The following is a 24,212-nucleotide window of genomic DNA, read 5'->3' as shown; positions in this document are numbered from 1 at the left end:
CCCCTCACAGGGGCCTTCTCCAGTCTACAGTCCTTAGCGATCCAGTTTACAGCGCGCGCCAGCCGATGTCGCGGCGGTAGAAGCCGCCGGGCCAGTCGATGGCCTCGACCATCTCATAGGCCCGATCCCGTGCCTCTTTCAGCGACGCCCCGCGCGCGGTAACGTTCAGAACACGCCCGCCAGAGGCCAGCACAGCTCCGCTCTCAGCCTTGGTGCCTGCATGGAACACCATGTTCGAGCTGTCTTCGGGCAATGCGTCCAGCCCCTTAATCTCGGTGCCTTTTTCATAAGCTCCCGGATAGCCTTTGGCCGCCATGACCACGGTGATGGCGTGATCATCGCCCCAGTTGACCTGCGCCTGCCCCAGACGCCCCTGCGCCGCGGCGTGCATAAGGTCCATTGCCTGCGCACCAAGTCGCATCATCAGCACCTGGCATTCCGGATCACCAAAACGCACGTTGTATTCCACCAATCGCGGCTTACCGTCCTTGATCATCAGCCCGACGTACAGCACACCTTGGAACGGCATGCCGCGCTTTACCATCTCGGCCATCGTCGGACGCACGATCTGGTCCATCGCCAGCGCTTCGATCTCGGCGCTCAGCACCGATGCCGGGGAGTAGGCGCCCATGCCACCGGTGTTCAGGCCGGTGTCGCCCTCGCCCACACGCTTGTGGTCTTGGGCCGTACCAATGGACAGGATGTCCTCGCCGTCACAGAGCACAAACAGCGATGCCTCTTCGCCTTCCATGAACTCCTCGATCACCACTTCGGCACCGGCTCCGCCAAAGGCACCACCGAACATGTCGTCGATAGCGTCCAGCGCGGTCTGTTCGTCCATCGCCACGATCACGCCCTTGCCCGCCGCCAGACCATCGGCCTTGACCACGATGGGGGCGCCCTGTTCGCGAATGTAGGCTTTGGCCGCCTCAGCGTCGGTGAAATGTCCGTAGCTCGCTGTAGGGGCATTTGCGGCAGCGCAGATTTCCTTGGTGAAGCTTTTGGAGGCTTCAAGCTGCGCCGCTGCCGCAGATGGGCCAAAGACCAGAATGCCTGCCTCGCGCAGTCGGTTCGCCACGCCTGCCGCCAACGGCGCCTCAGGGCCGACGATCACAAAGTCAATCGCGTTTGCTTCTGCAAAGCTGACCACATCCCCGCCGCTTTCGATGTCGATGGCAGCACAATCGGCGATCTGCGCGATGCCTGCGTTGCCCGGCGCCACAATCAGCTTGTCGCATTTGGGGTTCTGCAGCACGGCCCAGGCCAAGCTGTGTTCACGCCCGCCGCTGCCGAGGATGAGGATATTCATGAAACGCGCTCCGATGTGCTTGGCCTTGCTTGCCGCGCGTTCTAAGCTGGCCCGACCATTGACACAAGGTGCCGAAATGTCCGACCTCCTCGACGATCCGATTCCGGGTCAAAACATGCCTGAATATTCGGTGTCTGAGCTTTCGGGAGAGGTCAAGCGCACGCTGGAAGGCACCTTTGGTCGGATTCGGGTCCGTGGCGAAGTCGGCCGCGTGTTCAAGGCGCGATCGGGTCACCTGTATTACGACGTCAAGGACGACCGCAGCGTGCTGGCCTGCACCACGTGGAAAGGACAGATCGGCGGTCTTTCGGTTGTGCCTGAAGAGGGGCTCGAGGTTGTGGTGACCGGACGGCTCACCGCCTTTGGTGCGCAATCCAAGTACAACATGAACGTGGACGAGGTCGCCGTTGCCGGTCAGGGCGCGCTGATGGCGCTTTTGGAAAAGCGCAAGAAGCTGCTTGAGACCGAAGGGCTCTTTGCGTCTGAGCGCAAGAAACCGCTTCCGTATCTGCCGCAGATCATTGGCGTTGTGACGTCTCCGTCTGGCGCGGTGATCCGCGACATTCTTCACCGCCTTCGGGATCGGTTCCCGCGTAAGGTGCTGATTTGGCCCGTTGCCGTGCAAGGTGCTAACTGCGCGCCGGAAGTGGCACGCGCGATTGACGGGTTCAACCAGATGACACCGGGCGGTGCCCTGCCCCGGCCAGATTTGTTGATCGTAGCACGTGGGGGCGGATCGGTCGAAGACCTTTGGGGGTTCAACGAAGAGGTGGTGGCCCGCGCCGCCGCCGCCAGTGACATTCCGCTGATCTCGGCTGTGGGGCATGAAAGCGATACCACTCTCATCGACTTTGTTTCGGACCGCCGCGCGCCAACGCCGACGGCAGCCGCAGAACTTGCCGTACCCGTGCGCCTGGAACTGGCGGCCTGGATCGAAGAACAGGGGGCGCGCCTGTCGCGGGCCACAACGGATGGTGTGCAGCGCCGGTCACAGCGCCTGCGTGATCTGTCTCGCGCTTTGCCGCGCGCAGAAACACTTCTGGACACACCACGTCAACGCTTGGACCAGGCCGCCGAACGTTTGCCCAACGCGTTGATCCGCGGGGTTCAAAACCGGCGCTTGTCCTTATCCGAAGTCACGGCCCCGCTGCGGGCTTCGACGCTGCAACGGCGCATCAAAACCGACCGCCAGAGCGTTGAGAGCTTAACCGAGCGCGCGGCGCCTGCCTTGAACCGGGTGATTGCGATGCGTCGAGAGCGGCTCGACAGCCAAGCCCGTGGTCTGAATTCTGACAGGTTGCAAAAGGACCTGTTGCGTAAGCGTAATGAATTCAACACTCTCCTTCAGCGCTTGTCTTCGGTCGGCAAGGCACAACTCAACCAACTGCACGCCAAGGTAGAGCACACGGATCGAATGCTGGCGTCCCTCGGATATGAAGCTACGCTGGAACGTGGATTTGCAGTGATCCGCTCAGACGGAAAACTCGTCACGTCCAAAGAGCAGGCCAGTGGTGCCACCACCCTTGAGATTCAGTTCCACGATGGCCGCATAAGCACAGGCGGATCGGACACCGAAAAGGCGGTTCCCAAACCACCCGCCAAGAAACCCAAGTCCACCCCGCCGAACCAGGGGTCCTTGTTCTGAGATGTTGACGATCTGGGGCCGTAGGACATCATCGAACGTACAAGCGCTGATGTGGTGCGTTGCAGAGTTGGACCTGCCCTACATCCGTCACGACGCGGGCCATATCCATGGCGGGCTGGACACAGAGGCGTTCGGTACGCTCAACCCCAATCGCACGGTTCCGGTTCTAAGGGATGGGGACGGCGATCCGATCTGGGAGACCGGCGCGATCCTGCGATACCTGGCCGCGACCTATGGGGCAATCAGCTTCTGGCCTTCTGATCCAGTTGTACGCGCGCAGGTCGACAAATGGGCCGAGTGGGCCAAGATCAACGTGGCACAAGAATTCACGGTGCCGGTGTTCTGGCGTGTGGTTCGAACTGCGCCGCAAGATCAGGACGCCCAAGCCATAAGGGCAGCTGTGGAGGAGCTGGAGCTTAAGCTGGCGATTGCAGACGCGCAGCTGGCGCAGAACCGCTATCTGGCAGGCGCGGAATTCACCCTAGCTGACATCCAGCTGGGGCACGTTCTTTATCGGTACTACGATATCGCCATCGAGCGGGCTGATCTGCGCCATTTGCGGCGCTACTACCTCGACCTTTGCCAACGTCCGGCCTACCAGGATCATGTCACGCTGTCTTACGACGCCCTGCGCGTGGGCTAGGCCAATCAACACACCAGAGGCTCCCGCCCATCGTCGAAGCCCCTTGCGGGACATCTCCTCTGGTTGGGCCCGGCGCCGCGCTGCGCACGGCGCGTCACCGCAGGACGCCAAGACCGCGGGCGATTTTGGCTAGACCCCAACATCCGGCCCATAACAGAGCATCTCTTCTCCGATGTCCTCCGCTTCGTAGAGCTCGGTGGCGTCTGGGTCATCCTCAAACCGGGCGATCAGGCCGCGAGGCGTCTGGGTGAAACTCCAGCATTGCGGATCAAGACGATCCTCGTAGATGAAACATATCTGCCCACCTTGTTCATACCAGACGCCTTCCTTGCAGTTCCCATCCAGAAAGGACCAGATGACACGGCGATCCGCCATGTAGCGTTCGACGCCATACACTTCGCCGCCGTTCCCATAAAACAGCGTTTTGCCCCTGGTGTAGGACTCGAATTCCTCGGCACTCATCTGGCTTTGCGCCGCTACAGGGGCAGCGCAGAGGGACAGGAGAATCATCAAGCGGGTCAGCATGGTCTCAAGTCTCGCAAATTGCGTCAGCTCCCGCCATGATCACTTGACCAGCAGTCCACGCGCGGATCCATCACACGCCGCCAAACCGGCGGCACCAGGGCCACAACCGCCATCACCGGCATGGCATAGGGCCAGACTGGCATGTCCTGCCGCAACTTGAGTTTCGAAAAGATGCGCCCGGGATGCATGTGGTGATCGGAATGACGCGGCGCGTTCAGCATCATCGCGCCCGAATACCACTGCGGCGCGTTCCACGCGTGCGCAGGCCCGGCGGGATCCAGCCTGCCATCAGCCCGCCGGGCACGGCGCAGGCCATAGTGCTGAACATAATCCGCCAACAGCAATTGTGTCTGCGCAAACCCCGCAAGCCCCATCCAGATGAGAGCGCCTTTGAAGCCCCACACCCCAGCAACGGTGGCCAGGCACACCAGAGCTCCACCAACGTAGATCCAATAAGGATTCAGGCTGCGCCCATTCCGCGCTGCGACTTCGGCCGCGTATCCGGCGCGAAATGACCCGATCCAGGCTTGAAGCCAAAACCGATAGAACCCTTGCCCGCGACGTGCGGAGTTCGGGTCACGATCCGTAGCGACATGCACATGGTGCACCCGCCGGTGTGCTGAAACGTGATGGCCAAACAACAGCGAAACATAAACCGCTACACCTAAGGCGCGTTCGGCCCGCCCGGACCTGTGGATCAACTCATGCGCGTTGGAGTTGGATATTTGCCCCAGAAACAGTCCTGCAGCGGCAGCCAACCCAACCTTACTCTCTCCTGTGAATTCTGAAGAAGCCAAAGCATGTACAACCCCGATAAACACCCCAAAATGCACGATGCCCAGAAGAATACTCAGACCGCGTGCCGCCTGTTCACCGCGCTCAAGACTCAGCAGCGGTATGGATTTTATGCGATCCATCGCCACGACAAATACCGTCATGTGCAGCAGCGACAACAGGCTCCACCCGCCGCCCCACTGGGCCGCGAACCCTAATGTCACGACGGGGGACAGGCTGGCAAAGGCAAACCAGAGCATCTGTTGGAATCCATCTTGGCCCCTCGATTGGGGCGGCGTTCTGAGCATAACTTGGCGTCAGCCAGAACAGATTGTCAAACGCCAGAACTTGCACCTCGCCCCAGTTTCGGTGCCTTCTTGCCCAAACGCCCTACTGCCCCGAGGCCCCATGACCCAAGCCCTGTTCTGGTTTGCCGCAGCAAACGCTTTTGCCTACCTGTTCCTAACCGCCCGCCCTGCCAGCATCCTGCGGACCGCGACCAAAACACTTTCGGTAGCGATGCTTGCCATGATCGCCGGATTGGCGGGGCTGTGGCTTTTATGCCTGGCCCTGGCGCTGTGCGCAGTAGGGGATGCGCTGCTATCGCGGGAAACGGACCAGACCTTTATGGCAGGGATCGGCGCGTTTGCCCTGGGGCATCTGGCCTATGTCGCCGTTTTTCTGTCGCATCCAACCAGCGACCTGGCCTTAGTCAGTGCACAGCTCTTGCCTTTGGCGGTTCTGGTCGGTTTCGGTGTGGCAATGGCAATCCTGCTGCCCCCGCGCGCGGGTGAGTTGCGTGGCCCTGTGCTGGCTTATATCCCCATCATCCTGGGCATGGGCATTGCGGCGCTTGCCCTGCCCCAAGCAGGCCCGCTGGTCTGGGTGTTCCCGGCGGCCATGTCGTTTGTCGCTTCGGACCTGATTCTGGCAACCGAGAAATTTCTGCTGCGACCTGAACACCCGTTGTTGCGCGTCACCCCCTACGCAGTGTGGCCTCTTTACTGGGGCGCGCAGGCCGGGTTCATCATTGCGCTCGTGTGACCCTTTGCAACCTGCGTGATTAGGCATTAGGTGGAAGCAGCACTTTGCGGAGACCACGATGGCGTTTTTTTCCAAGCTCAAAAACCGTTTGTTCAAATCCTCATCCAAGCTCGAACAGGGGTTGGACGCGATTGTCGAGGACGGCGGCGAAGAAGAAACCTTGACGCCTGAGCCTCAGGCTGCGCCAGAAACACCGGAGCCTGCAGCCGAACCGGTTCCGCAAGCACCTGTCCCGGTTCAGCCCCCTACACAGACACCTCAAGCCGCACCCGAGGCCCAAACCCCAGAAACAAAGGGCATCCTTGGCCGCCTTTTCACCCGAGGCGAGACGCAAACAGTCACCCGCCGCGTTCTGGATGATGACATGATCGAACAGCTCGAAGAGCTGTTGATTGCGTCCGACATGGGCGTGGACACTGCGCTCCGCGTGACGTCGAACATGGCCGAAGGGCGATTTGGCAAAAAGCTGTCAACGGATGAGATCAAACAGATGCTTGCGGATGAAGTCACTCGGGTGATGGAACCTGTGGCCAAACCCCTGCCGCTGTATTCCAAGCGCCCGCAGGTGGTGCTCGTGGTGGGCGTGAATGGCTCGGGCAAAACCACGACCATTGGCAAGCTGGCCAGCCAGTTCAAATCGGCAGGTAAGAAGGTGGTGATCGCCGCCGGTGACACATTCCGCGCGGCGGCTGTTGAACAGCTTCAGGTTTGGGGTGACCGCGCAGGTGTGCCTGTGCTGACCGCGCCCGAAGGCTCGGACCCTGCCTCGCTCGCGTTCGACGCCATGACGCGCGCGCAGGAAGACGGCGCCGATCTGCTGATGATCGACACCGCAGGCCGTCTGCAAAACCGGGCCGACCTGATGGAAGAATTGGCCAAGATCGTCCGCGTGATCCGAAAAAAGGATGAAACCGCCCCGCACAACACTCTGCTCGTGCTGGACGCCACCACTGGCCAGAATGCGCTGAATCAGGTTGAGGTATTCCGCAACATCTCGGATGTATCCGGCCTTGTGATGACAAAACTTGACGGGACCGCCAAAGGCGGCGTGCTGGTCGCGCTGGCCGACAAATTCGGCCTGCCGATCCATGCCATCGGTGTCGGCGAACAAATCGACGATCTCGCCCCCTTTGACCCCAAAGATTTCGCCAAGGCCCTGACCGGGCTGGAAAGCCGCTGACCTCCGCTTCATCTTGTTCTAAGTACCCTCGGAGAGATGGGGCGCAGATAGCCTCCAGCTTCTCTACAAGGAAAGACCCCTCACCTTGAGTGACTGGCTGATCTCACTGGAAGGCACAGCGGCCGGTCATCAGATGGCTTTGATGCTTGCGCTTCTTGCGGCGTTTTTACACGCGGTTTTCGGCGCGCTGCAAAAGGGTCGTCACGATCCCTGGCTGACACGCGGCGCGATTGATTTTTCGTATTGCCTGATGGCCGCACCCTTTGCGCTTTTTGTGGTGCCTTGGCCCGAGGCGCATATGTGGGTGATTTTCGCCACTGTCTGGGCCATTCACATCGCTTACAAAGTGCTGCAATCAATGGCCTACACCCGTGGGGCTTATACGGTGGTTTACCCGGTGGTCCGGGGCACCGGGCCGCTCTTTACCGTAATCGGGGCCTACTTGCTGTTTGGTGAGACTTTCACGCTTGGCCAATGGATGGGCGTTGCAGTCCTGCTTGCGGGTATATTTGGGTTGGCGATCTACAACCTGCGCAATCTCGACACAAACCGTGCGACGCTTAAAGCTGCCCTGGGGCTGGCGCTGCTCACCGGGCTGTTTGTGGCACTGTACACCACCTACGACGCATACGGTATCCGCGCGACGGCGGATCCTTTCACCTTTCTGGCCTGGTTTTTCATGATTGACGGGGCCACCTTCCCCTTCATCGCATACATTCGCTGGCGCAACATGCCGGCCCGCCCCACACCGGGGCCGTTGATGCTGCGCGGCGTGATCGGAGGGCTGATCGCATTCATGTCATTTGGTTCGATCATGCTGGCAACGCGGCTGGACAAAGTCGGCGAAGCAGCGGTCCTGCGCGAAACGTCCACGGTTTTTGCCGCTCTCATTGGCTGGCTGGTGCTGAAAGAAACCGTTGGCCCGCGTCGGATTGCACTTATGGCGTTGATTGCGCTCGGCGCCGTGATAGTTGAGGTGGGTGGATAAATGACGGAACACACAGGCATGGCCGAAAAAATGGAAATCAACCCGATCCTGAAACAGGTTTTGGAACTGGGCCCGACGGTGGCGTTTTTCCTGATCTATCTTCGGATTCGGGACGAGAGCTATCAATTTGCAGGTACCGAGTATTCAGGCTTTATCGTTGCCACGATCATCTTTGTCCCGATCCTGCTCGCCGCGATGGGCGTGCTGTGGTTTCTGACGGGTAAGCTCAGCCGGATGCAGATTTTTACCGCCTTCATGGTGATCTTCTTTGGTGGGCTCACTGCCTGGTTCAATGACGAGCGGTTTTTCAAGATGAAGACCACCCTGGTTTATGGCTGTTTCACCTTCATCCTGGGTATCGGGTTACTACAAGGCCGCAGCTACCTGGCGTTTGTTCTCAACGAAATGCTGCCCATGCGCGACGAGGGCTGGATGATCCTGACCCGTCGCCTGTGCGGGGCGTTCGCCCTTTTGGCCATCGCCAATGAATTCGTCTGGCGCACCATGTCGACCGACCTGTGGGTCAAGATCGAAACATTCGGATTTCCCATTGCGCTGATGGCATTTCTGATGATGCAGTTCAGCCTTCTGCAACAGTATCTGATCGAACCCGATCAGGACGAAGACGCCTGAAAAAAATCCGGGGCGCTCCCGCCAGTCGTCGCGGTCCCTGACGGAACCTCTCCTCTTGTTGGGCGTGGCACCATGCGGGCAAAGCCCGCATGGTGCCACGCCCCCCGCCGTCCGCAGGACGCGCAGCCGAAGGCGGAGCAACTTGTACAAACCTAAAGCGTTGCATTGATTTTTCTCTGCCCCTAGACCTGAAACAAAGGGGGCATTGCATGACATCACTACCCGAGACCGGTTTTCTAGCACAGGCGTCCGATCGCCTCAAAGCCACGCTTTCCGCGCAAGCGACCGAAATCAAACTGGATCGAGGCGAGGTGTTGTTTGAACAAGGCGACGAGGGTGATGCCCTTTATGCCATCACGCAAGGTTCCCTGGAGTTTTCGATCGTGTCGCAAAACGGGCGCAAGCTGTCGCTCGATTTGATGGGGCCTGGTGCCGTTTTTGGCGAGATCGCGCTGTTTGATCCTGGCCCACGCACGGCAACGGTCACAGCCACCGAACCCTCGCTGGTCTTGCGGGTCCGCAGCGTGGACGTCCTGCTCCAGATCCAAGAACATCCAGAACTTGCCGGGGACCTGATCCGCCTGGCCGGACAGCGCATGCGTTGGATGGGTCAACAACTCAACGAGCAGGTCTTTCTCGCGGTCCCCACCCGGCTGGCCCGCAAACTTCTGCATCTGGCGTTGGTGGACGCAGCGTGTCCCGAGACGATCAACCTCTCACAGTCAGAACTGGCCGAGTACGTGGGCGCCACGCGCGAGGCGGTGTCAAAAACCATTTCGGGTTGGAAACGCATCGGTGTGCTGGATGCTACGCGTGGCGCATTGATCATCCGGGACTTTGACGCGCTGCGCGATCTGGCTGAACTGGACCAAATCTGACCCTCCGACGACGCATGTGACTTTGTTCACAGACGCTGCTCCTGCATTCCCTGCATGATTGCCCTAGGTAACCGTACCAGGAGGCGCAGGAACATCCCCAGTGTTCTGTCCTAATGTGCCACCGCACCACATGAGGAGCCATGCACCTTCGGGTTGCATGGCTTCTTTTTTGTTTAGCCCCGGCATAGAAAAAGGCCGCAGCCTTCAAAGCTGCGACCTTTCAGAGACCCCTCCCCCACTGATGCGGGGTGGCCCGTTTACTCGTCCAGTGTTAACGCCACGAACCGCGGTTCGCCCGCCCGCCGTACCAGCAGCAGCAGCGACTTGCGCCCGGCCTCAGTGGCCTCTTCTATACGATCATCAAGATCCGCCAGCGACGTGACCTTTTGCTGACCCGCTTCGGTGATCAGATCACCCGCACGCAGTCCTTTTTCAAACGCTTCCGAGGTCTCGTCGATGTCCATGACAACCAACCCGGTGGCATCATCGTCCAGTCCCAATTCCGTACGCAAGTCAGACGTCAGACTGCCTAGGGTCAGGCCCAGAACGCTTTTCTGTGCCGTTTCCGGCTCGGTTTCGCCTTCGCTATCGCCATCCGGCGCACGTTCGGCATCCTCACGACGACCCAGGGTCACCAATACGGTCTGCGTCCCTCCGTCACGATAGACAACCACACGCACGGCTTTGCCGACCGTGGTTTCGCCGACCTGGCGTACCAGGGCGCGAGTGTCTTTCACATCAACCCCGTCAAAGGTCATGATGACGTCGCCTGACAAAAGGCCTGCCTCTTTTGCGGGCCCCTCGGGCACATCGGTGATCAGGGCACCCGAGGCTTTGCTCAGCCCCATGGCCTCGGCCACATCGTCGGTCACATCCTGAATGCGCACACCCAGCCAGCCGCGGCGGGTTTCGCCGAATTCCTTGAGCTGGTTGACCACCTTGGTGACCACGTTCGAGGCCATCGAGAACCCAATACCGATCGAGCCGCCGTTGGGCGATAGAATCGCGGTGTTCACGCCGACCACTTGGCCATCCATGTTGAACAAAGGCCCGCCCGAATTGCCCCGGTTGATGGCCGCGTCCGTCTGAATGTAGTCGTCATAGGACCCGCTGAGCGCCCGGTTGCGAGCCGACACGATACCGGCACTCACCGAAAAGCCCTGCCCAAGCGGGTTGCCCATGGCGATGACCCAATCGCCCACGCGGGCGGTGTCACTGTCACCGAACTTTACGAACTTCAGCGGGCCATCAGCCTCGACCTTCAATAACGCGATGTCGGTTTTTTCGTCGGTGCCAATCACTTTGGCCACCAGCTCCTTAGCCGGTTGGCCTTCACCCGGAAAAAACTCGATCAGGATCTCGTCAGCTTCGGCGATCACGTGGTTGTTGGTGACAATGAAACCATCCTCAGAGATTACAAACCCCGAACCCAAGGCCGAACTGCGACGCGGACGGTCGCCGTTGCCGTTGCCGTTATCGTTGCGGTCCTGGAATTCGCGAAAGAAGTCCTCGAACGGTGACCCTTCGGGTACGATACCTTGCGGGCCAGCGCGCCCCTCAACCAGGGTCGAAGTGGTGATGTTGACCACCGCCGGGCTGATCTTTTCGGCCAGCGGCGCCAGGCTTTCGGGGCGAGCTTGCGCGATCAGCGCCTGCGTCAACACGAACAGCGCCGACAAGGCCACCAACCACATCAGTCGCGCCTGCGACATCCATGTATCGCGGTCCTGCGTTAGGGAAATTGCACGTGCTTTCGACTGCACTGGAAGCCTCCTTGAAACAAATCTAATCGTGCGCCCGTTTGACTGGACACCTGCAGTTGCATCTAATGTAGTCAGAAAGTGCGCCCCCGCAACGTCAGATCGCAGTCAATTCAACCGCTCGTGACTTCAGACGCCCAATTGATGGGCCAGCCAGACCAAAATAAGCCCGCTGACCAGTGCCAGCAGCCCCACCTGTCGACGCGCGACCTCGGGGATCTGACGAAGCGCTTCAAGCATACGCTCGATAAGCGAAGGGGCCAGCGCGTACGCCAGCCCCTCGACAATCAATACCAGCCCTAAAGCCAGAAGGATCGTTGCCATCACTCAGACGCTGCCGCGCCGTTAGACGACTTGAGATAGTTGAAGAACTCGGAATCCGGGCTCATCACCAACGAGCTGTTTTCGCCTTTCAACGCGCGCGCATAGGCGGTTAGCGAACGGTAGAATTCAAAGAATTCCGCATCCTGCCCGTAAGCTTCGGCAAAAATGCCGTTCCGCTGCGCGTCCGCTTCACCGCGTGTCACTTCGGCTTCACGCTTGGCCTCGGACACCAGTTCAACCACTGTCCGATCGGCCTGCGCGCGCACACGCTGCGCCGCCTCGTTACCACGGGCACGTTCGTCTGTCGCTTCCCGCTCACGCTCGGCGCGCATCCGGTCAAACGTCGCTTCAAGGTTCTGGCTTGGTAGATCGGTGGCTTTCAAACGCACGTCGATGACTTCCAGACCCAAGGCCATAGCCTCGGCAATCGCCGCATTGCGGATGCGCAGCATCAGCGCCGCACGATCCGAGCTAAGGATGTCCTTGGAGCTGACCGAACCCAACACTTCGCGTGTTTCAGCACGCAAGATGCTGTCCAGGCGGTCCTCGGCCGTAGCCAGCCCACCGACACCAACGGCCTGACGGAACTGTTTGACGTCTCTGATCCGGTACCGGGCAAAGGCATCAACCACCAAACGACGATCATCCAGCGGCGTCACTTCGAGCGGTTGTACGTCGATCGACAAGATACGGCTGTCATAGCGCACGACCTCTTGGATCAGCGGGATCTTGAATGCCAGACCCGGCTCTTCCTTGACGTCAATCACACGACCAAACTGCAGAACAAGCGCCTTTTCACGCTCGTCCACAATGAAAAGCGCTGACAGAGCCACCACAACGGCAACCACGATCACGGGGAGAATGAATGTTGTCTTCCGCATCAGTTCGACCCCTCGCCAGATTTGCGCTGCAGTTCATTGAGCGGCAGGTAAGGCACAACGCCCTGTCCTTCTCCACCGGTGCTGGGATCAAGGATCACCTTGTTCACATCACCCAGAACCTGCTCCATGGTTTCCAGATACAGACGCTTGCGGGTCACTTCGGGCGCTTTGGAGTATTCTTCTAAAACGGCCGAGAAACGGCTGGCTTCACCTTCGGCCTCGTTCACCACGCTGGCGCGGTACCCTTCGGCTTCTTCCAGCAACTGTGCCGCTTCACCGCGAGCTTCGGCCAACACACGGTTGGCATAGGCATCGGCCACGTTTTGCAAGCGGTCCCGTTCCTGCGCCGCTGCCTGAACGTCGCGGAAGGCGTCGATCACGGTCGGCGGTGGGTCAGCTTTGTCAAAGTTGACACGGATGATGTTCACACCCGAATCGTAGCTGTCCAATGTCGACTGGATCAGGTCCTGCAGGCGGTCACCGATAACACCACGATCCCGGTTCAGGATCGGCGCCAGATCGGATTGGGCGATAATTTCACGCATCGCCGATTCCGACACCGCGCGGATGGTCGGGCGCGGGTCGCGCAGATTGAACAGGTATTGAGCGGGGTCGTTGATGTTCCAAACAACCTGATAGTCGATGTCGACAACGTTTTCGTCGCCGGTCAACATCAGGCCATCATTGCCACCACGGGCGCCGCCCATATCCTCGGTCTGTTCGCGGGTGACCGGGATAACCTCGGCTGTGACCAGCGGCCAGGGTGCAAAGTTCAGGCCCGGTTCACCGATGGCCGAAAACTTGCCCAGGAACAATTCGACTGACTTTTCTTCGGGTTTGACGGTGTAGATGCTGGCAAAGCCCCACAGAACCGCCGCCGCAACAAGGCCCAAACCAATGGTGCCGCGGGTAAAGAGCGGACCACCGCCGCCGCCTTGGCCGGAACCGCCGCTGCCGCCGCGATTGTCACCACGGCCGCCCATCAGCACACGCAGTTGTTCCTGACCTTTTTTCATCAGGTCGTCGATTTCGGGGATCTGGGGTTTGTCACCTTCGGGTGGGCGCTGCCCGTTCCCGTTGTTCCCGCCGTTGCCTCGGTTGCCGCCGCCACCGGAAGAGCCTCCGCCCCCCCAGGGGCCACCGTTATTGCCCGCCATTCGTTGTTATCCCTTCGTCAGACCGCACATTGCGGCGTCAACTTAAACCTGTGTGTTCCAGCTTGCAAATCAAGCGCTGCGCACTGGCTGCTTCATTGTGACCAGTTCTTCGGACATGGTCGGGTGCACCGCCACGGTCCGGTCGAAATCTTCCTTGGTCGCGCCCATCTTGACCGCGATTCCGGCCAGCTGGATCATCTCGCCCGCGCCGGGGGCGACGATGTGACAGCCCAACACCTTGCGCGTGGCCTTGGACACAATCAGCTTCATCAGCACCCGCGCCGAACGCCCCGCAAAGCTCTGCTGCATCGGCTTGAACGAGGTTGCGTATACTTCAACCGGTTCCTGCTCGGCGGCTTCTTCCTCGGACAGTCCCACTGTGCCCATCTCGGGCTGGGTAAAGATCGCTGTCGGGATCAGGTCGTGATCGGGCGATGTCGGGTTGCCTTTGAAAACCGTCTCTACAAAGGCCATGCCTTCGCGGATCGCAACCGGTGTCAGGTTCACCCGGTCGGTGACGTCGCCGATGGCATAGATCGAGGGGACGCCCGTCTGGCTGTACTGATCAACCTTGATCTCACCCTTGCGACCCAGCTCAACGCCCAGCGCCTCAAGGCCCAGACCGGTCGAGTTTGGGTTGCGCCCCGTGGCGTACATCACCTGATCGAACAGGTTTTCATCCCCGTTGGTCGCCTTGACCCGGATCTGATCGCCCTCTTTGCTCATCTCCAGCACATTGGTGCCCAGATGCAGGTCGATGCCGTTTTGGCACATCTCTTCGCTGACCAGACCGCGCGCTTCGTCATCAAAGCCACGCAGGATCTGCGCCCCACGATAGTATTGCGTCACCTCGATGCCCAGACCGTTCATGATGCCTGCAAATTCGCAAGCGATGTAGCCACCGCCGACGATGAGCATCTTTTTGGGCAACTCATCCAGATGGAAAATCTCGTTCGAGGTGATCGCCAGGTCCGAGCCCGGAAACTCTGGGATCGTTGGCCAGCCACCGGTCGCGACCAGAATATGCTTGGCCGTCTTGCGGGTGCCATCTGCCAGCTCGACGGTGTGCGGATCGACCACTACGGCGCGCTGATCAAAGCTTTCGACGCCGTTGTTCTTCAGGATGTTGCGATAGATGCCTTCCAGTCGGTCCAGTTCAGCATGCAGCTTGCCCTTGAACGCGTCCCAGTTGAAGGCACCCGGCTTGATGTCCCAGCCATAGCTTTGCGCATCTTCGACCATGCCGGAATATTCGCTGGCAAAAACCATCAGCTTTTTGGGGACACAGCCGCGGATCACACAGGTGCCGCCATAGCGGTCCTCTTCGGCCAGCGCCACCTTGGCCCCGGTGTCGCCCGCAGCCACACGCGCCGCACGCACGCCGCCCGAACCGCCACCAATCACGAAGAGATCATAGTCAAAGCTCATCTATTCCGCCTCATCTGGAATTCTACCACCGGCCAAGAGACCGTGCAAAGGGGTGTACCTTATACCGCGCTGCTGTCCAGTCTGTTCAAGTCGCCCGCGCGTTTGGCCAATTGCTGTTGCCAGGGGGCGGTCACGTCGGTGCGATACGTCTGGATATCCGCGATGAGTTGCTCACATATGTCCGGATCAAGCGATTGCAACGGAATGCGCAGGCGGTGACGACCTTTGTCCGGGTCATCCAGATTGATCCAACTTTTGCCAAATACCCGGCTTCGGTCCCTGCGGTTCAATTCGAATGAGCGCACCAATGACCAGAAGACATTCACCCAAGTCCCATCCGGTGCCTGAAACCCAATCCCCTCAGGTCCGACTGTGAAAACCAAAGGCCGACGGGACAAGTTACGCAAGAGATCGAACGCCCCAAATTGCCGGAAAACTGAGAACGACCAGATTAGCGTTCGGCCAAGTAAATGACCAAATGGATATCCCAACCAGCGCCACGCACCTGAGACCGGAAAGAGCCAAACGTAGTGCCCGGCGAGGTTTGCTTTCAAAAAAAAAGGGTCTGTCCCTTGTGTTTGCGCATCAATCCGCCAGATCCGTGAACAGGTTATCGCTTTCGACAAAATCCAGCCGGTCATGTTCGACCGTGCCCTGGTTGATATCGCGCAACTCAACCCGACCATCGCCATAGCCGATCACAACCGTATCGCAGATATCGATGAACAGCCCGTTTTCTACCACGCCCGGCATCTGGTTGATCACCAGCGCCAATTGGCGCGCATTGCCGATACGATTTAGGTGCAGATCCAGGATGTGGTTGCCCTCGTCCGTGATGAACGGCGTGTCCCCGTTCATCCGCAAAGTGGCCGAGCGCCCCAACACATCCATCGAGATCAGGGTTTCCTCGATCAGCGCCTGTGTGGTCTGCCAGCCAAAGGGGATCACCTCGACCGGCAGGGGGAAATTGCCCAGGGTTTCGACCTCTTTGCCGATGTCGGCAATCACGACCATTTGATCTGATGCGGTCGCCACGATCTTTTCCTGCAGCAATGCACCGCCACCGCCCTTGATCAGGTTCAGGTCGCCGTCGAACTCATCCGCGCCATCAATCGTCAGGTCCAGCCAGCGCGCCTCATCCAGACTGATCACGTCGATGCCAACATCGCGTGCCAGCTCTGCCGTGCGGGTCGAGGTCGGCACACCTTTGATCTTGAGCCCCTCGTCGCGAACCATCTCGCCCAGGCACCGCACCAGCCATGCGGCGGTCGACCCGGTGCCCAGACCCACGCGCATCCCGTCCTCGACAAAATCGGCGGCCCGCTTGGCGGCCACGAATTTGGCTTTGTCGATAGGCGACAATTCTCCGGTCATGGCGGGCTCCCCTCGGTGTTTCGACTTTGCTTATATGAGACGCACGCCCGGCACGCGAGTTTCTTTTGTAACGGTGATGCAGTTCCTGCCCAATTTCAAATGTCTTGGACAAAAGATGCATTCAATATGATACTTCAGTCCAACATATTTCGATCCTTGGGGGGCGACGGTGTTCATGCAGGACTTCTTTTCTTCGGTAGCTGATTGGTTACTCGAGCGTTCCCTGAGCGACGCAGAACTGTCCGACACTGTTGAAAGCCTGGGGAAGCGGTTGGTAAATGGTGGGGTTCCGGTGAACCGGATCGCCATTGGCCGTTCAATGCTGCATCCGGTAATCGGGCTGATCACCTTGACCTGGGATCTGGAAAAAGGGCGCGTGGATTGGGACGTCATCCCGCGCAACCGTGTCGCTGCCCGCTCGCGAGAAAAGACCCCATTTGCCGAATTGATGTTGCAACGCACACGAGACGAAGTTGTGGCCGACCTCAGCGACCCTGGCGATTGCGCGCAATACCCGTTGTTCGAACAGCTCGCCGAAAGCGGAGTTACTGGCTATGCCGGGTTTGCCAAGACGTTTGGGGACAACACCGCCATTCGCGAAAACGATGTCAAATTCGGTCTGGGTGCTGCGGTGTCGTTCAGCACCCGCAGTTTTGGCGGTTTCAGCCCAGATATTCTGAACGGTCTCAGGCACCTTTTGACGCCCCTGATGGTCTGCGTACGGTTGGAAACCGAAAAGATCTTGGCGGCCACTTTGTTGGATTCCTATCTGGGGCGGCTATCGGGACGGCGTGTGTTGACTGGCCAAACCGCGCGCGGCGATGGCAACCGCATCGACTGCGCCCTGTTCTTCAGCGATCTTGCAAGCTCTCTACCGCTTTCCTGTGAATTGGAAGAGCGGGCTTATTTGCAAACCCTGAACGACTATTTTGATTGCACCGCCGGGGCGGTTCTGGATCACGGCGGTGAGGTTTTGAAGTTTGTCGGCGACGGGGTGCTAGCGATTTTCCCATTCGAGCAGACCACCCGCCCAGCGCAAAACATGTGTATGGCCGCCCTGTCAGCGGCCCGCGAGTCGTTTGCCCGCGCGACCCAGCTGAACACTGCACGGGTGCGCGACAACAAGCCAATCATCGAGTTTGGCGTCGCTTTGCACGCCGGTCAGGTGCTGTATGGAAACGTTGGCACAGAGAAGAGACTTGATTTCACCGCAACCGGTCAGGCGGTTGGCTTGCTTACGCGGTGCGAGGCTTTGACACGTGACCTTGAGAGCAAGATTCTGGCGACAGACGAGTTTGTACACCATCACCCCGAAAGCTCGGGGGCGATTGGTGCGTTTGAACTCAAAGGGTACAGCAAACCCGTTGAATTGCATCAGTTCCCAGTGTGACACGTGGTGGTCGAGGGAATATTGCGCGTTTCCGATTGGAAACGTCGCAATCGAACTGACCTAATGTCGTACCCATCTATCGGACTAGTGCATGACACAGGACCTGCGCCTTCATTATGCCCCCGACAATGCCTCGCTGGTGATCCGGCTTGCGTTGCTTGAGATGGACGTGCCGTTTGACACGGTGCTGGTGGATCGCCGGGTGCGTGCCCAAGACAGCGCCGCCTATCGCGCGCTCAATCCCAACAGGCTGATCCCGGTTCTTGAGACACCGCAAGGGTCGCTTTTCGAAACCGCTGCGATCCTGCTGTGGCTGGTTGATACATACGAACAGCTTGGCCCCAAAGCCCACGAGCGTGGCGATTTCCTGAAATGGCTGTTCTTTGCCTCGAACACCCTGCACGCCGATCTGCGTATACTGTTCTATGCCGAAAAATACATCGACGCGTCTGAGGCGGAAACTCTGCGCGCAGGCATTCGCCCCCGCCTGCGCCACCATCTTGGGCTGCTGGATCAAGTCGCCAAAGACGCACCATCTTGGTTCAGCGCCGAAACGCCATCGGTTCTGACATACTATGTCGCCTGCATGATGCGCTGGATGGCCATATATCCGGCGGGCAGCGACCGCAGCTGGTACAACATCAGCGACACCCCATATTTGCAACGGATCCTGCAAGCGCTGGAAACCCGCACGGCCACCCGCGCCGCCATTCAGGCCGAAGGTCTGAGCGCCATCCCATTCACGTCACCCACATATGCCACTCCTCCAGAAGGCTCAGCTCAGTAAAATGTTTCTCTCTGTCTTCGACATGTTCAAAGTGGGCGTAGGCCCGTCTTCGTCTCATACCATGGGTCCGATGGTGGCCGCTGCGCGGTTCCTGGACCTGATGCGCGCCTCGCCGTTCGAATTCCACGGGCTGCGCGGCTCGCTGCATGGCTCTCTGGCGTTCACTGGCGTTGGGCACGCGACCGACCGTGCGACCATTCTGGGCCTCGCGGGGTTCCTGCCCGACAGCTATGACCACTACAAGGCCGAGGCAGCACTTGCCGCGATTGCCGAGACCCAGACGGTGTCGCCCGAGGGGCTTTCCGAGCTGCATTTTGATCCAAAGACCGATCTGATCTTTGACTACGATACCAACCTGCCCGGCCACGCCAACGGCATGGCGCTGATGGCCACCGATGCACAGGGCGACGTGATCCTGCGGCAGGTCTATTACTCCATCGGTGGCGGTTTTGTCCTGACCGAAGAAGAACTGGCCGAGGGCAAAGCCACTGATGAAGGCGACCCGGTCCCCTATCCGTTCAAATCTGCGGCCGAGATGCTGGAGATGGCAAATGCCAGCGGAATGTCGATAGCCGAGATGAAGCGCGAGAACGAAATCTCTCGCGGTTGTGCCGTGAGCTTTGCCAAGGGCTCGGCTCGCATCTGGGAGGTCATGAACGGTTGCATCGAGCGCGGGCTGGTCACCGACGGCATCCTGCCCGGCGGCCTGAACGTGCGTCGTCGCGCCAAGGGAATCCATGACGCGCTGCAGGCCGAACGCGGCATGAACCTGAACGCGCCGCACACCATCAATGACTGGATGAGCGTCTACGCCATGGCGGTGAACGAAGAGAACGCCGCCGGCGGTCAGGTCGTCACCGCACCTACCAACGGTGCCGCGGGTACCCTGCCTGCGGTGATACGCTACTATCTGGACCACGTACCCGGCGCCTCGGAAAGTCATATCGAGGATTTCCTGCTGACCGCTGCCGCCATCGGCGGGTTGGTCAAGTTCAACGCCTCGATCTCTGGTGCCGAAGCGGGATGTCAGGCAGAGGTCGGCAGCGCTGCGGCGATGGCCGCCGCGGGCCTTTGCGCGGTGATGGGCGGTACGCCCCAGCAGGTAGAAAACGCTGCCGAGATCGCGCTGGAACATCATTTGGGCATGACCTGCGATCCGGTCAAAGGACTGGTGCAGGTGCCCTGCATCGAACGTAACGGGCTGGCTGCGATCAAGGCCGTCTCGGCGGCCTCGCTGGCACTGCGTGGTGACGGGCAGCATTTCGTACCTTTGGATGCGTGCATCGAGACCATGCGCCAGACAGGTCACGACATGCATGAAAAGTACAAGGAAACCTCGCTCGGTGGTCTGGCGGTCAACGTTCCGAACTGCTGATCACAAGTGGTGACCTCAGGTCAGCACTAGGATGGGTTGATCCCGATCTTGCCATTCCCTAGCGTGGCGGCATGTCGCATGATCGCCCCCTTTTGGGTATCTTCTTGATGTTGGGATTTTGTGTCGTCGCCCCCATGGGTGACGCAGTCGCCAAACTGTTGAGCGGTACTATCCCAGTAGGAGAGTTGCTGCTGGTCCGCTTTGCCGTGCAGGCGATTGTTCTAATCCCGCTGGTGAGTCTGACCGGACGAGCCTGGCGCATTCGCGGACGGCTGTTGCGGCTGACAGCGCTGCGGACCGCGCTTCATATCGTGGGAATCGGTACAATGTTCACTGCGTTGCAATATCTGCCACTTGCAGACGCCATAGCCATCGCCTTTGTCATGCCCTTTATCATGCTCCTTCTTGGCAAATACGTTTTGGGCGAAGAAGTCGGCTCGCGTCGGCTGGGCGCCTGCATCGTTGGCTTCATGGGCACACTTCTGGTCATTCAGCCCAGCTTTGCCGAGGTGGGTTGGCCTGCCCTGCTGCCGTTGGTGGTGGCAATTGTGTTCTCGCTTTTCATGCTGATCACCCGGCAATTGGCCAAGGATACTGATCCTGTGGGGTTGCAAGCGGTTTCGGGGGTCATGGCATGCCTCGTGCTGTTGCCAGTCCTGCTCGTCGGTCACAACATGGGGGTCGAGCCACTAACGTTGGTGATGCCCGCCCCTATGACAAGCTGGCTGATGCTGGCCATCGGCCTGTTGGGGACGATGGCGCATCTGCTGATGACCTGGTCGCTGCGCTATGCCCCATCGGCCACTCTGGCCCCGATGCAGTATCTGGAAATCCCTGTGGCCACGGTCATAGGCTGGCTGATCTTCAGCGACCTGCCCAACGGGCTGGCCGGCGTTGGCATCTGCATCACGATGGCCGCAGGCCTTTATATCATTCTGCGTGAGCGGGCCACTGCGCGCGCTGAGCTGAACGAAACGCCTGCGTGACCAGATCGAAGGCACCGCGCGGCACGATGACCAACAACCCCGGCAGATCCACCTCTATCGTGACCGGTCCCGTGCTGCGATTTGACGTGCCAATTTGCCCTGAAGGCTCAAACGTCAGCCCATCAATGGGCCATTCCAACCCGGTCGACCGCCCCGATACGCGCGCCAGTGGAAACAATGACACCACGTCAGCGGGGTTCAACGCCAGCTCGATCCGGGGTGGTGCATGAAACAATACCTCATGAGCCCCCAGCAAAATGCAGGGCTTTTCAGCATTGCGCACCAACGTGTTGAGCACCGCCAGCTGGTGATCGACCCGACCACCCAGAAATCCCACCCCAACCAGAAACGGGGCCCTGGTGTGCCGCAGCGCCTTGTCGAAATCGGTGGTATCCTGTTCGCGTACCGGAAACAGCCGATCGGGTGGCACCTGACGCCTAACCACGTCCGAGACCGAGTCAAAATCCCCGATCACCGCCTGTGGCATGTGCCCCCGAGCCACCGCCCGATCTGCCCCGCCATCAGCTGCAACAAGCACCGGCGCCACAGCCAGGGCCAACTCTAGGTCGTTTTCACCCACCTCACCGCCGCCAATCAGTGTGATTGGTTCTGAATGCTCAACAATAAGGGGTTTCATTGGTCGATTTAGCCTTATTTAGGAAACGGAACACAATCTGGTCACAAAATGATACGCTCATTTGCACAGATTCGGGCCGAAATTGACGCCTCGGGAATGGTAAACGGGTTGCCATAAGTATGTAGAGGACGAGCATCCCATGGTACAGAACAACAAGGTATTGACCGTCTCATACGGGACATTTTCCTGCACGTTGGAAGGGTTCGAAGACTCTTTTGACACCATGAAAGCCATTGCCGAGTACTTTAGGGATTTGGCATCGGACGACCGCTATTTCGGGGCAGAACCACCCCAACCCGACGCTGACATGCTGGCACGGATCGCACAGCGGGAGATTTCGCGGCAAGTCGAAGCCCGCACTGATTCTAAAGGTATTGTGCTGCGCGCTGCCGAAGCTGTTGCGCCGGTTGCCGCCGACGTGGTCGAGGCCCAGCCAGAACCTGATCCAGCCCCGGCCCCTGCTGCTGAGCCTGATGCTGCACCAGTTGAAGAGGCCCACGCCACAGAAGCTGAACAAGAGAACGCCCCGACCGTAACTGACGAAAGCCCTGTTGAAGCACCTTCAGTGGAGGCAACCGAGGAGATCGCGGCAGCAACTTCGATCGCAGCCCCCGCCGCCGCAATCGTTGTCGAAGAGGCACCTGCCGAGGAAGAGGCTGAGCAAGTCGTTGCGGAAGTCGAGGAGATCGAAGAACAGATCGACGAAGACCCAGTTGCGGAAAGCCAGCCGCCAGAGGTTGAGCCCGAGGCAACCGAGGTCGTTTCCGAAGAAACACCGATAGACGAGGCTGAACATGTCGAGACGATAGAAGCCGCGCCGATAGTCGAAATCGAAGACGCGGCGGACGAAAGTACCGCCGAGGATTTGGACGAAGCTCCCGAAGTTGCTGCGGACGTCGAACCCGACGCCACAGACACCGACGAAGACGCCGCCCTTGCAGCGATTGCCGCCCGTGTGGCTGACCCCAAGGACGAAGCACCTATCGTTGAAGCCGAGCCGGTCGAAAACGACGACACCGTTCCGGCCGCCGACAGCATCGCCGCTAAGCTGCAGCGCATCCGTGCCGTTGTTTCGCGCAACGAAAAGGCAGCTCAAACCGAGACTTATGCCGAAGACGAGCATGCCGATGATGTGGTTACCGCTGCGGCAGTTGGCCTGACCGCAGCCCTGCAAGCGGACGAAGACGTTGAGGATCAGGATGAGGCTGGGGATGAAGCAGATGATGTCACTGCAATCCTGGACACCTTGGACGTCGAAGACGACGCAGACACGGTTGATATGCCGCAAGAGGACGCTCTGTTCTCGGACTTGGGCGACAGCGGTGCTGACGACGCCGATGACGAGTTGGACAACATCCTGAACTCTGGCGAAACTCCCGAAAAATCGGCGCCGATCAAAGCCCGTGTCCTGAAAGTCAAGCGCAGTGATCTTGAGGCGGCGATTGCCGCTGGGGAGCTGCAGGCCGCGGATGAAGAAACCAACGAAGACAACGCCCAGAATGACGCATCGCAGGAAGACGCGGTTGGCGGCAGCTCGCTGCTGCCCGAGGACGAGGCCGACCTGATGCGGGAACTGGCCGCCGTTGAAGCCGAACTAAACGCGCATTCCGATGACGACGACGACGAACTGCCGCAGATGGAACCCGAAGCCGAAGATGGGGCCGAGGTTCATGTTGGGAATGTCGACGACGTTGCCAAAGAACAGGACGCCGAATCAGAACGCGAAACACCTGAGGAAGCCCCCAAGCTGGAAGCTGACGAAGACGACCTGTCTCGCCTGATGGCAACCGCTGACGAAAAGCTGGATGATCCCGACACATCCTCTTCACGCGAAGCTTATACGCATCTGCGTGCAGCCGTTGCGGCAGCGCATGCCGAGCGGTCGGCAGGTGGCACTGTTGGCACCCACACCAGCGACGATGATTATCGCGAAGACCTGGCAAGCGTGGTGCGCCCCCGCCGACCCACAGCCAAAGCTTCAAGCCCGCGTCCGCGTGCCGGCGGCGACCGCCCGGCGCCACTCAAGCTGGTGGCCGAGCAGCGCATCGACGTACCGACAGAGACCCAGAACCGTGGCCCGGTGCGCCCACGCCGTGTTGCCTCGGTTGTCGCAGATGATCCCAACAATGAAACTGGCAACGGGTTTGCCGACTACGCCGCTGAACAAGGGGCCGTGTCGTTGCCCGATCTGCTGGAAGCAGCCGCAGCCTACATGTCGTTTGTCGAAGGTCGCGAACAATTCTCGCGCCCGCAGTTGATGAACAAAGTGCGTCAGCTGGATAACCAGAGCTTTAACCGCGAAGACGGTCTGCGGTCGTTTGGCCAGCTGCTCCGTGATGGCAAGATCGAAAAAGCTGGCGGGGGTCGCTTTGTTGCCTCGGGAGACATTGGGTTCCACCCAGGCAAACGTGCAGCTGGGTAAATTGCACACCTAAAAACACAAAGGAGGCCGCCGAATTTAGCGGCCTTTTTTGTGTTTTTTAGCCATCGCCAG

The 24,212-nt window shown here is 59.5% G+C and carries 23 protein-coding genes; 12 read left to right on the top strand and 11 right to left on the bottom strand.

The features are described 5' to 3' along the window. Positions 1-46 precede the first annotated feature (46 nt). A complete protein-coding gene (purD, locus tag G6R15_RS11635) occupies positions 47-1,309 on the bottom strand; it encodes a phosphoribosylamine--glycine ligase (protein ID WP_164660003.1) in 1,263 nt (420 codons plus the stop codon). Positions 1,310-1,385: 76 nt separating this feature from the next. Here purD and xseA point away from each other — a divergent pair, with 76 nt between their 5' ends. Together xseA and G6R15_RS11625 are read left to right on the top strand one after the other, a co-directional pair. Beyond that, positions 1,386-2,954: an exodeoxyribonuclease VII large subunit gene (gene xseA / locus G6R15_RS11630; RefSeq protein ID WP_164660294.1), complete on the top strand. Its 1,569-nt coding sequence runs from the start codon at positions 1,386-1,388 to the stop codon at positions 2,952-2,954. Position 2,955: 1 nt separating this feature from the next. After that, a complete protein-coding gene (locus tag G6R15_RS11625) occupies positions 2,956-3,597 on the top strand; it encodes a glutathione S-transferase family protein (RefSeq protein ID WP_164660002.1) in 642 nt (213 codons plus the stop codon). A 129-nt stretch (positions 3,598-3,726) separates the two neighbouring features. Here G6R15_RS11625 and G6R15_RS11620 read toward each other — a convergent pair whose 3' ends face one another. Then, positions 3,727-4,122 (bottom strand): hypothetical protein, encoded by a 396-nt coding sequence (locus G6R15_RS11620; protein ID WP_205520509.1) that lies wholly within the window; start codon positions 4,120-4,122, stop codon positions 3,727-3,729. A gap of 23 nt (positions 4,123-4,145) precedes the next feature. Next, positions 4,146-5,156 carry an alkane 1-monooxygenase gene (locus tag G6R15_RS11615; protein ID WP_164660001.1) on the bottom strand — a complete coding sequence of 337 codons (1,011 nt, stop codon included), beginning with the start codon at positions 5,154-5,156 and terminating at the stop codon, positions 4,146-4,148. A 148-nt stretch (positions 5,157-5,304) separates the two neighbouring features. On the opposite strand from G6R15_RS11615, the gene G6R15_RS11610 reads away from it, so the two are divergent. The 5 genes from G6R15_RS11610 (at position 5,305) to G6R15_RS11590 (ending at position 9,619) form a co-directional block, all read left to right on the top strand. Then, positions 5,305-5,940 carry a lysoplasmalogenase gene (locus G6R15_RS11610; protein WP_164660000.1) on the top strand — a complete coding sequence of 212 codons (636 nt, stop codon included), beginning with the start codon at positions 5,305-5,307 and terminating at the stop codon, positions 5,938-5,940. Between the two features lie 58 nt (positions 5,941-5,998). Next, a complete protein-coding gene (gene ftsY / locus G6R15_RS11605; protein WP_164659999.1) occupies positions 5,999-7,120 on the top strand; it encodes a signal recognition particle-docking protein FtsY in 1,122 nt (373 codons plus the stop codon). Between the two features lie 85 nt (positions 7,121-7,205). Next, positions 7,206-8,108, top strand: coding sequence for a DMT family transporter (locus G6R15_RS11600; protein ID WP_164659998.1), 903 nt, complete (start codon positions 7,206-7,208; stop codon positions 8,106-8,108). 18 nt (positions 8,109-8,126) lie between these two features. Next, positions 8,127-8,741: an inner membrane-spanning protein YciB gene (locus G6R15_RS11595; protein ID WP_164660292.1), complete on the top strand. Its 615-nt coding sequence runs from the start codon at positions 8,127-8,129 to the stop codon at positions 8,739-8,741. 209 nt (positions 8,742-8,950) lie between these two features. Next, positions 8,951-9,619: a Crp/Fnr family transcriptional regulator gene (locus G6R15_RS11590; protein WP_164659997.1), complete on the top strand. Its 669-nt coding sequence runs from the start codon at positions 8,951-8,953 to the stop codon at positions 9,617-9,619. A 257-nt stretch (positions 9,620-9,876) separates the two neighbouring features. Here G6R15_RS11590 and G6R15_RS11585 read toward each other — a convergent pair whose 3' ends face one another. From G6R15_RS11585 to rpiA, 7 genes are all read right to left on the bottom strand, one after another. Next, entirely contained in the window at positions 9,877-11,331 is a 1,455-nt protein-coding gene (locus G6R15_RS11585) for a Do family serine endopeptidase (protein WP_164660291.1), read from the bottom strand. A 177-nt stretch (positions 11,332-11,508) separates the two neighbouring features. After that, positions 11,509-11,703, bottom strand: coding sequence for a DUF2065 domain-containing protein (locus G6R15_RS11580; RefSeq protein ID WP_108786003.1), 195 nt, complete (start codon positions 11,701-11,703; stop codon positions 11,509-11,511). Beyond that, positions 11,703-12,584, bottom strand: coding sequence for a protease modulator HflC (hflC, locus tag G6R15_RS11575; protein WP_164659996.1), 882 nt, complete (start codon positions 12,582-12,584; stop codon positions 11,703-11,705). The genes G6R15_RS11580 and hflC overlap by 1 nt, the downstream gene beginning before the upstream one ends. Next, a complete protein-coding gene (gene hflK / locus G6R15_RS11570) occupies positions 12,584-13,741 on the bottom strand; it encodes an FtsH protease activity modulator HflK (protein WP_164659995.1) in 1,158 nt (385 codons plus the stop codon). Before hflK ends, hflC begins: the two co-directional genes overlap by 1 nt. A gap of 69 nt (positions 13,742-13,810) precedes the next feature. Then, positions 13,811-15,169 carry a glutathione-disulfide reductase gene (gor, locus tag G6R15_RS11565; protein ID WP_164659994.1) on the bottom strand — a complete coding sequence of 453 codons (1,359 nt, stop codon included), beginning with the start codon at positions 15,167-15,169 and terminating at the stop codon, positions 13,811-13,813. Positions 15,170-15,228: 59 nt separating this feature from the next. Beyond that, on the bottom strand, positions 15,229-15,552 hold the full coding sequence (locus G6R15_RS11560) for a hypothetical protein (RefSeq protein ID WP_164659993.1): 324 nt from the start codon (positions 15,550-15,552) through the stop codon (positions 15,229-15,231). Positions 15,553-15,754: 202 nt separating this feature from the next. Next, positions 15,755-16,543 carry a ribose-5-phosphate isomerase RpiA gene (gene rpiA / locus G6R15_RS11555; protein WP_085796795.1) on the bottom strand — a complete coding sequence of 263 codons (789 nt, stop codon included), beginning with the start codon at positions 16,541-16,543 and terminating at the stop codon, positions 15,755-15,757. Between the two features lie 175 nt (positions 16,544-16,718). Here rpiA and G6R15_RS11550 point away from each other — a divergent pair, with 175 nt between their 5' ends. From G6R15_RS11550 to G6R15_RS11535, 4 genes are all read left to right on the top strand, one after another. Then, entirely contained in the window at positions 16,719-17,933 is a 1,215-nt protein-coding gene (locus G6R15_RS11550) for an adenylate/guanylate cyclase domain-containing protein (protein WP_164659992.1), read from the top strand. A gap of 91 nt (positions 17,934-18,024) precedes the next feature. Next, a complete protein-coding gene (locus tag G6R15_RS11545; protein WP_164659991.1) occupies positions 18,025-18,720 on the top strand; it encodes a glutathione S-transferase family protein in 696 nt (231 codons plus the stop codon). Between the two features lies 1 nt (position 18,721). Beyond that, positions 18,722-20,095 carry an L-serine ammonia-lyase gene (locus G6R15_RS11540; RefSeq protein ID WP_164659990.1) on the top strand — a complete coding sequence of 458 codons (1,374 nt, stop codon included), beginning with the start codon at positions 18,722-18,724 and terminating at the stop codon, positions 20,093-20,095. A 71-nt stretch (positions 20,096-20,166) separates the two neighbouring features. Next, positions 20,167-21,081 carry a DMT family transporter gene (locus G6R15_RS11535; protein ID WP_164659989.1) on the top strand — a complete coding sequence of 305 codons (915 nt, stop codon included), beginning with the start codon at positions 20,167-20,169 and terminating at the stop codon, positions 21,079-21,081. On the opposite strand, the gene G6R15_RS11530 is transcribed toward G6R15_RS11535, so the two are convergent. Beyond that, on the bottom strand, positions 21,026-21,718 hold the full coding sequence (locus G6R15_RS11530) for a thiamine diphosphokinase (protein WP_164659988.1): 693 nt from the start codon (positions 21,716-21,718) through the stop codon (positions 21,026-21,028). The genes G6R15_RS11535 and G6R15_RS11530 overlap by 56 nt on opposite strands. 139 nt (positions 21,719-21,857) lie before the next feature. Here G6R15_RS11530 and G6R15_RS11525 point away from each other — a divergent pair, with 139 nt between their 5' ends. Beyond that, positions 21,858-24,140, top strand: a complete 2,283-nt coding sequence (locus tag G6R15_RS11525; protein WP_164659987.1) for a chemotaxis protein CheA — start codon at positions 21,858-21,860, stop codon at positions 24,138-24,140. Positions 24,141-24,212: the final 72 nt, after the last annotated feature.

This window comes from Tropicibacter sp. Alg240-R139 (assembly GCF_900537075.1).
Classification (GTDB): Bacteria; Pseudomonadota; Alphaproteobacteria; order Rhodobacterales; family Rhodobacteraceae; genus Falsiruegeria.
This window is presented reverse-complemented; position numbering and strand designations above follow the sequence as displayed.

Bases quoted from the DNA above. Each gene is read 5' to 3' on its own strand.
- purD (WP_164660003.1), bottom strand. From the start codon at position 1,309: ATGAATATCCTCATCCTCGGCAGCGGCGGGCGTGAACACAGCTTGGCC.
- xseA (WP_164660294.1), top strand. From the start codon at position 1,386: ATGTCCGACCTCCTCGACGATCCGATTCCGGGTCAAAACATGCCTGAA.
- G6R15_RS11625 (WP_164660002.1), top strand. From the start codon at position 2,956: ATGTTGACGATCTGGGGCCGTAGGACATCATCGAACGTACAAGCGCTG.
- G6R15_RS11620 (WP_205520509.1), bottom strand. From the start codon at position 4,122: ATGCTGACCCGCTTGATGATTCTCCTGTCCCTCTGCGCTGCCCCTGTA.
- G6R15_RS11615 (WP_164660001.1), bottom strand. From the start codon at position 5,156: ATGCTCTGGTTTGCCTTTGCCAGCCTGTCCCCCGTCGTGACATTAGGG.
- G6R15_RS11610 (WP_164660000.1), top strand. From the start codon at position 5,305: ATGACCCAAGCCCTGTTCTGGTTTGCCGCAGCAAACGCTTTTGCCTAC.
- ftsY (WP_164659999.1), top strand. From the start codon at position 5,999: ATGGCGTTTTTTTCCAAGCTCAAAAACCGTTTGTTCAAATCCTCATCC.
- G6R15_RS11595 (WP_164660292.1), top strand. From the start codon at position 8,127: ATGGCCGAAAAAATGGAAATCAACCCGATCCTGAAACAGGTTTTGGAA.
- G6R15_RS11590 (WP_164659997.1), top strand. From the start codon at position 8,951: ATGACATCACTACCCGAGACCGGTTTTCTAGCACAGGCGTCCGATCGC.
- G6R15_RS11585 (WP_164660291.1), bottom strand. From the start codon at position 11,331: ATGTCGCAGGCGCGACTGATGTGGTTGGTGGCCTTGTCGGCGCTGTTC.
- G6R15_RS11580 (WP_108786003.1), bottom strand. From the start codon at position 11,703: ATGGCAACGATCCTTCTGGCTTTAGGGCTGGTATTGATTGTCGAGGGG.
- hflC (WP_164659996.1), bottom strand. From the start codon at position 12,584: ATGCGGAAGACAACATTCATTCTCCCCGTGATCGTGGTTGCCGTTGTG.
- hflK (WP_164659995.1), bottom strand. From the start codon at position 13,741: ATGGCGGGCAATAACGGTGGCCCCTGGGGGGGCGGAGGCTCTTCCGGT.
- gor (WP_164659994.1), bottom strand. From the start codon at position 15,169: ATGAGCTTTGACTATGATCTCTTCGTGATTGGTGGCGGTTCGGGCGGC.
- rpiA (WP_085796795.1), bottom strand. From the start codon at position 16,543: ATGACCGGAGAATTGTCGCCTATCGACAAAGCCAAATTCGTGGCCGCC.
- G6R15_RS11550 (WP_164659992.1), top strand. From the start codon at position 16,719: ATGCAGGACTTCTTTTCTTCGGTAGCTGATTGGTTACTCGAGCGTTCC.
- G6R15_RS11545 (WP_164659991.1), top strand. From the start codon at position 18,025: ATGACACAGGACCTGCGCCTTCATTATGCCCCCGACAATGCCTCGCTG.
- G6R15_RS11540 (WP_164659990.1), top strand. From the start codon at position 18,722: ATGTTTCTCTCTGTCTTCGACATGTTCAAAGTGGGCGTAGGCCCGTCT.
- G6R15_RS11535 (WP_164659989.1), top strand. From the start codon at position 20,167: ATGTCGCATGATCGCCCCCTTTTGGGTATCTTCTTGATGTTGGGATTT.
- G6R15_RS11530 (WP_164659988.1), bottom strand. From the start codon at position 21,718: ATGAAACCCCTTATTGTTGAGCATTCAGAACCAATCACACTGATTGGC.
- G6R15_RS11525 (WP_164659987.1), top strand. From the start codon at position 21,858: ATGGTACAGAACAACAAGGTATTGACCGTCTCATACGGGACATTTTCC.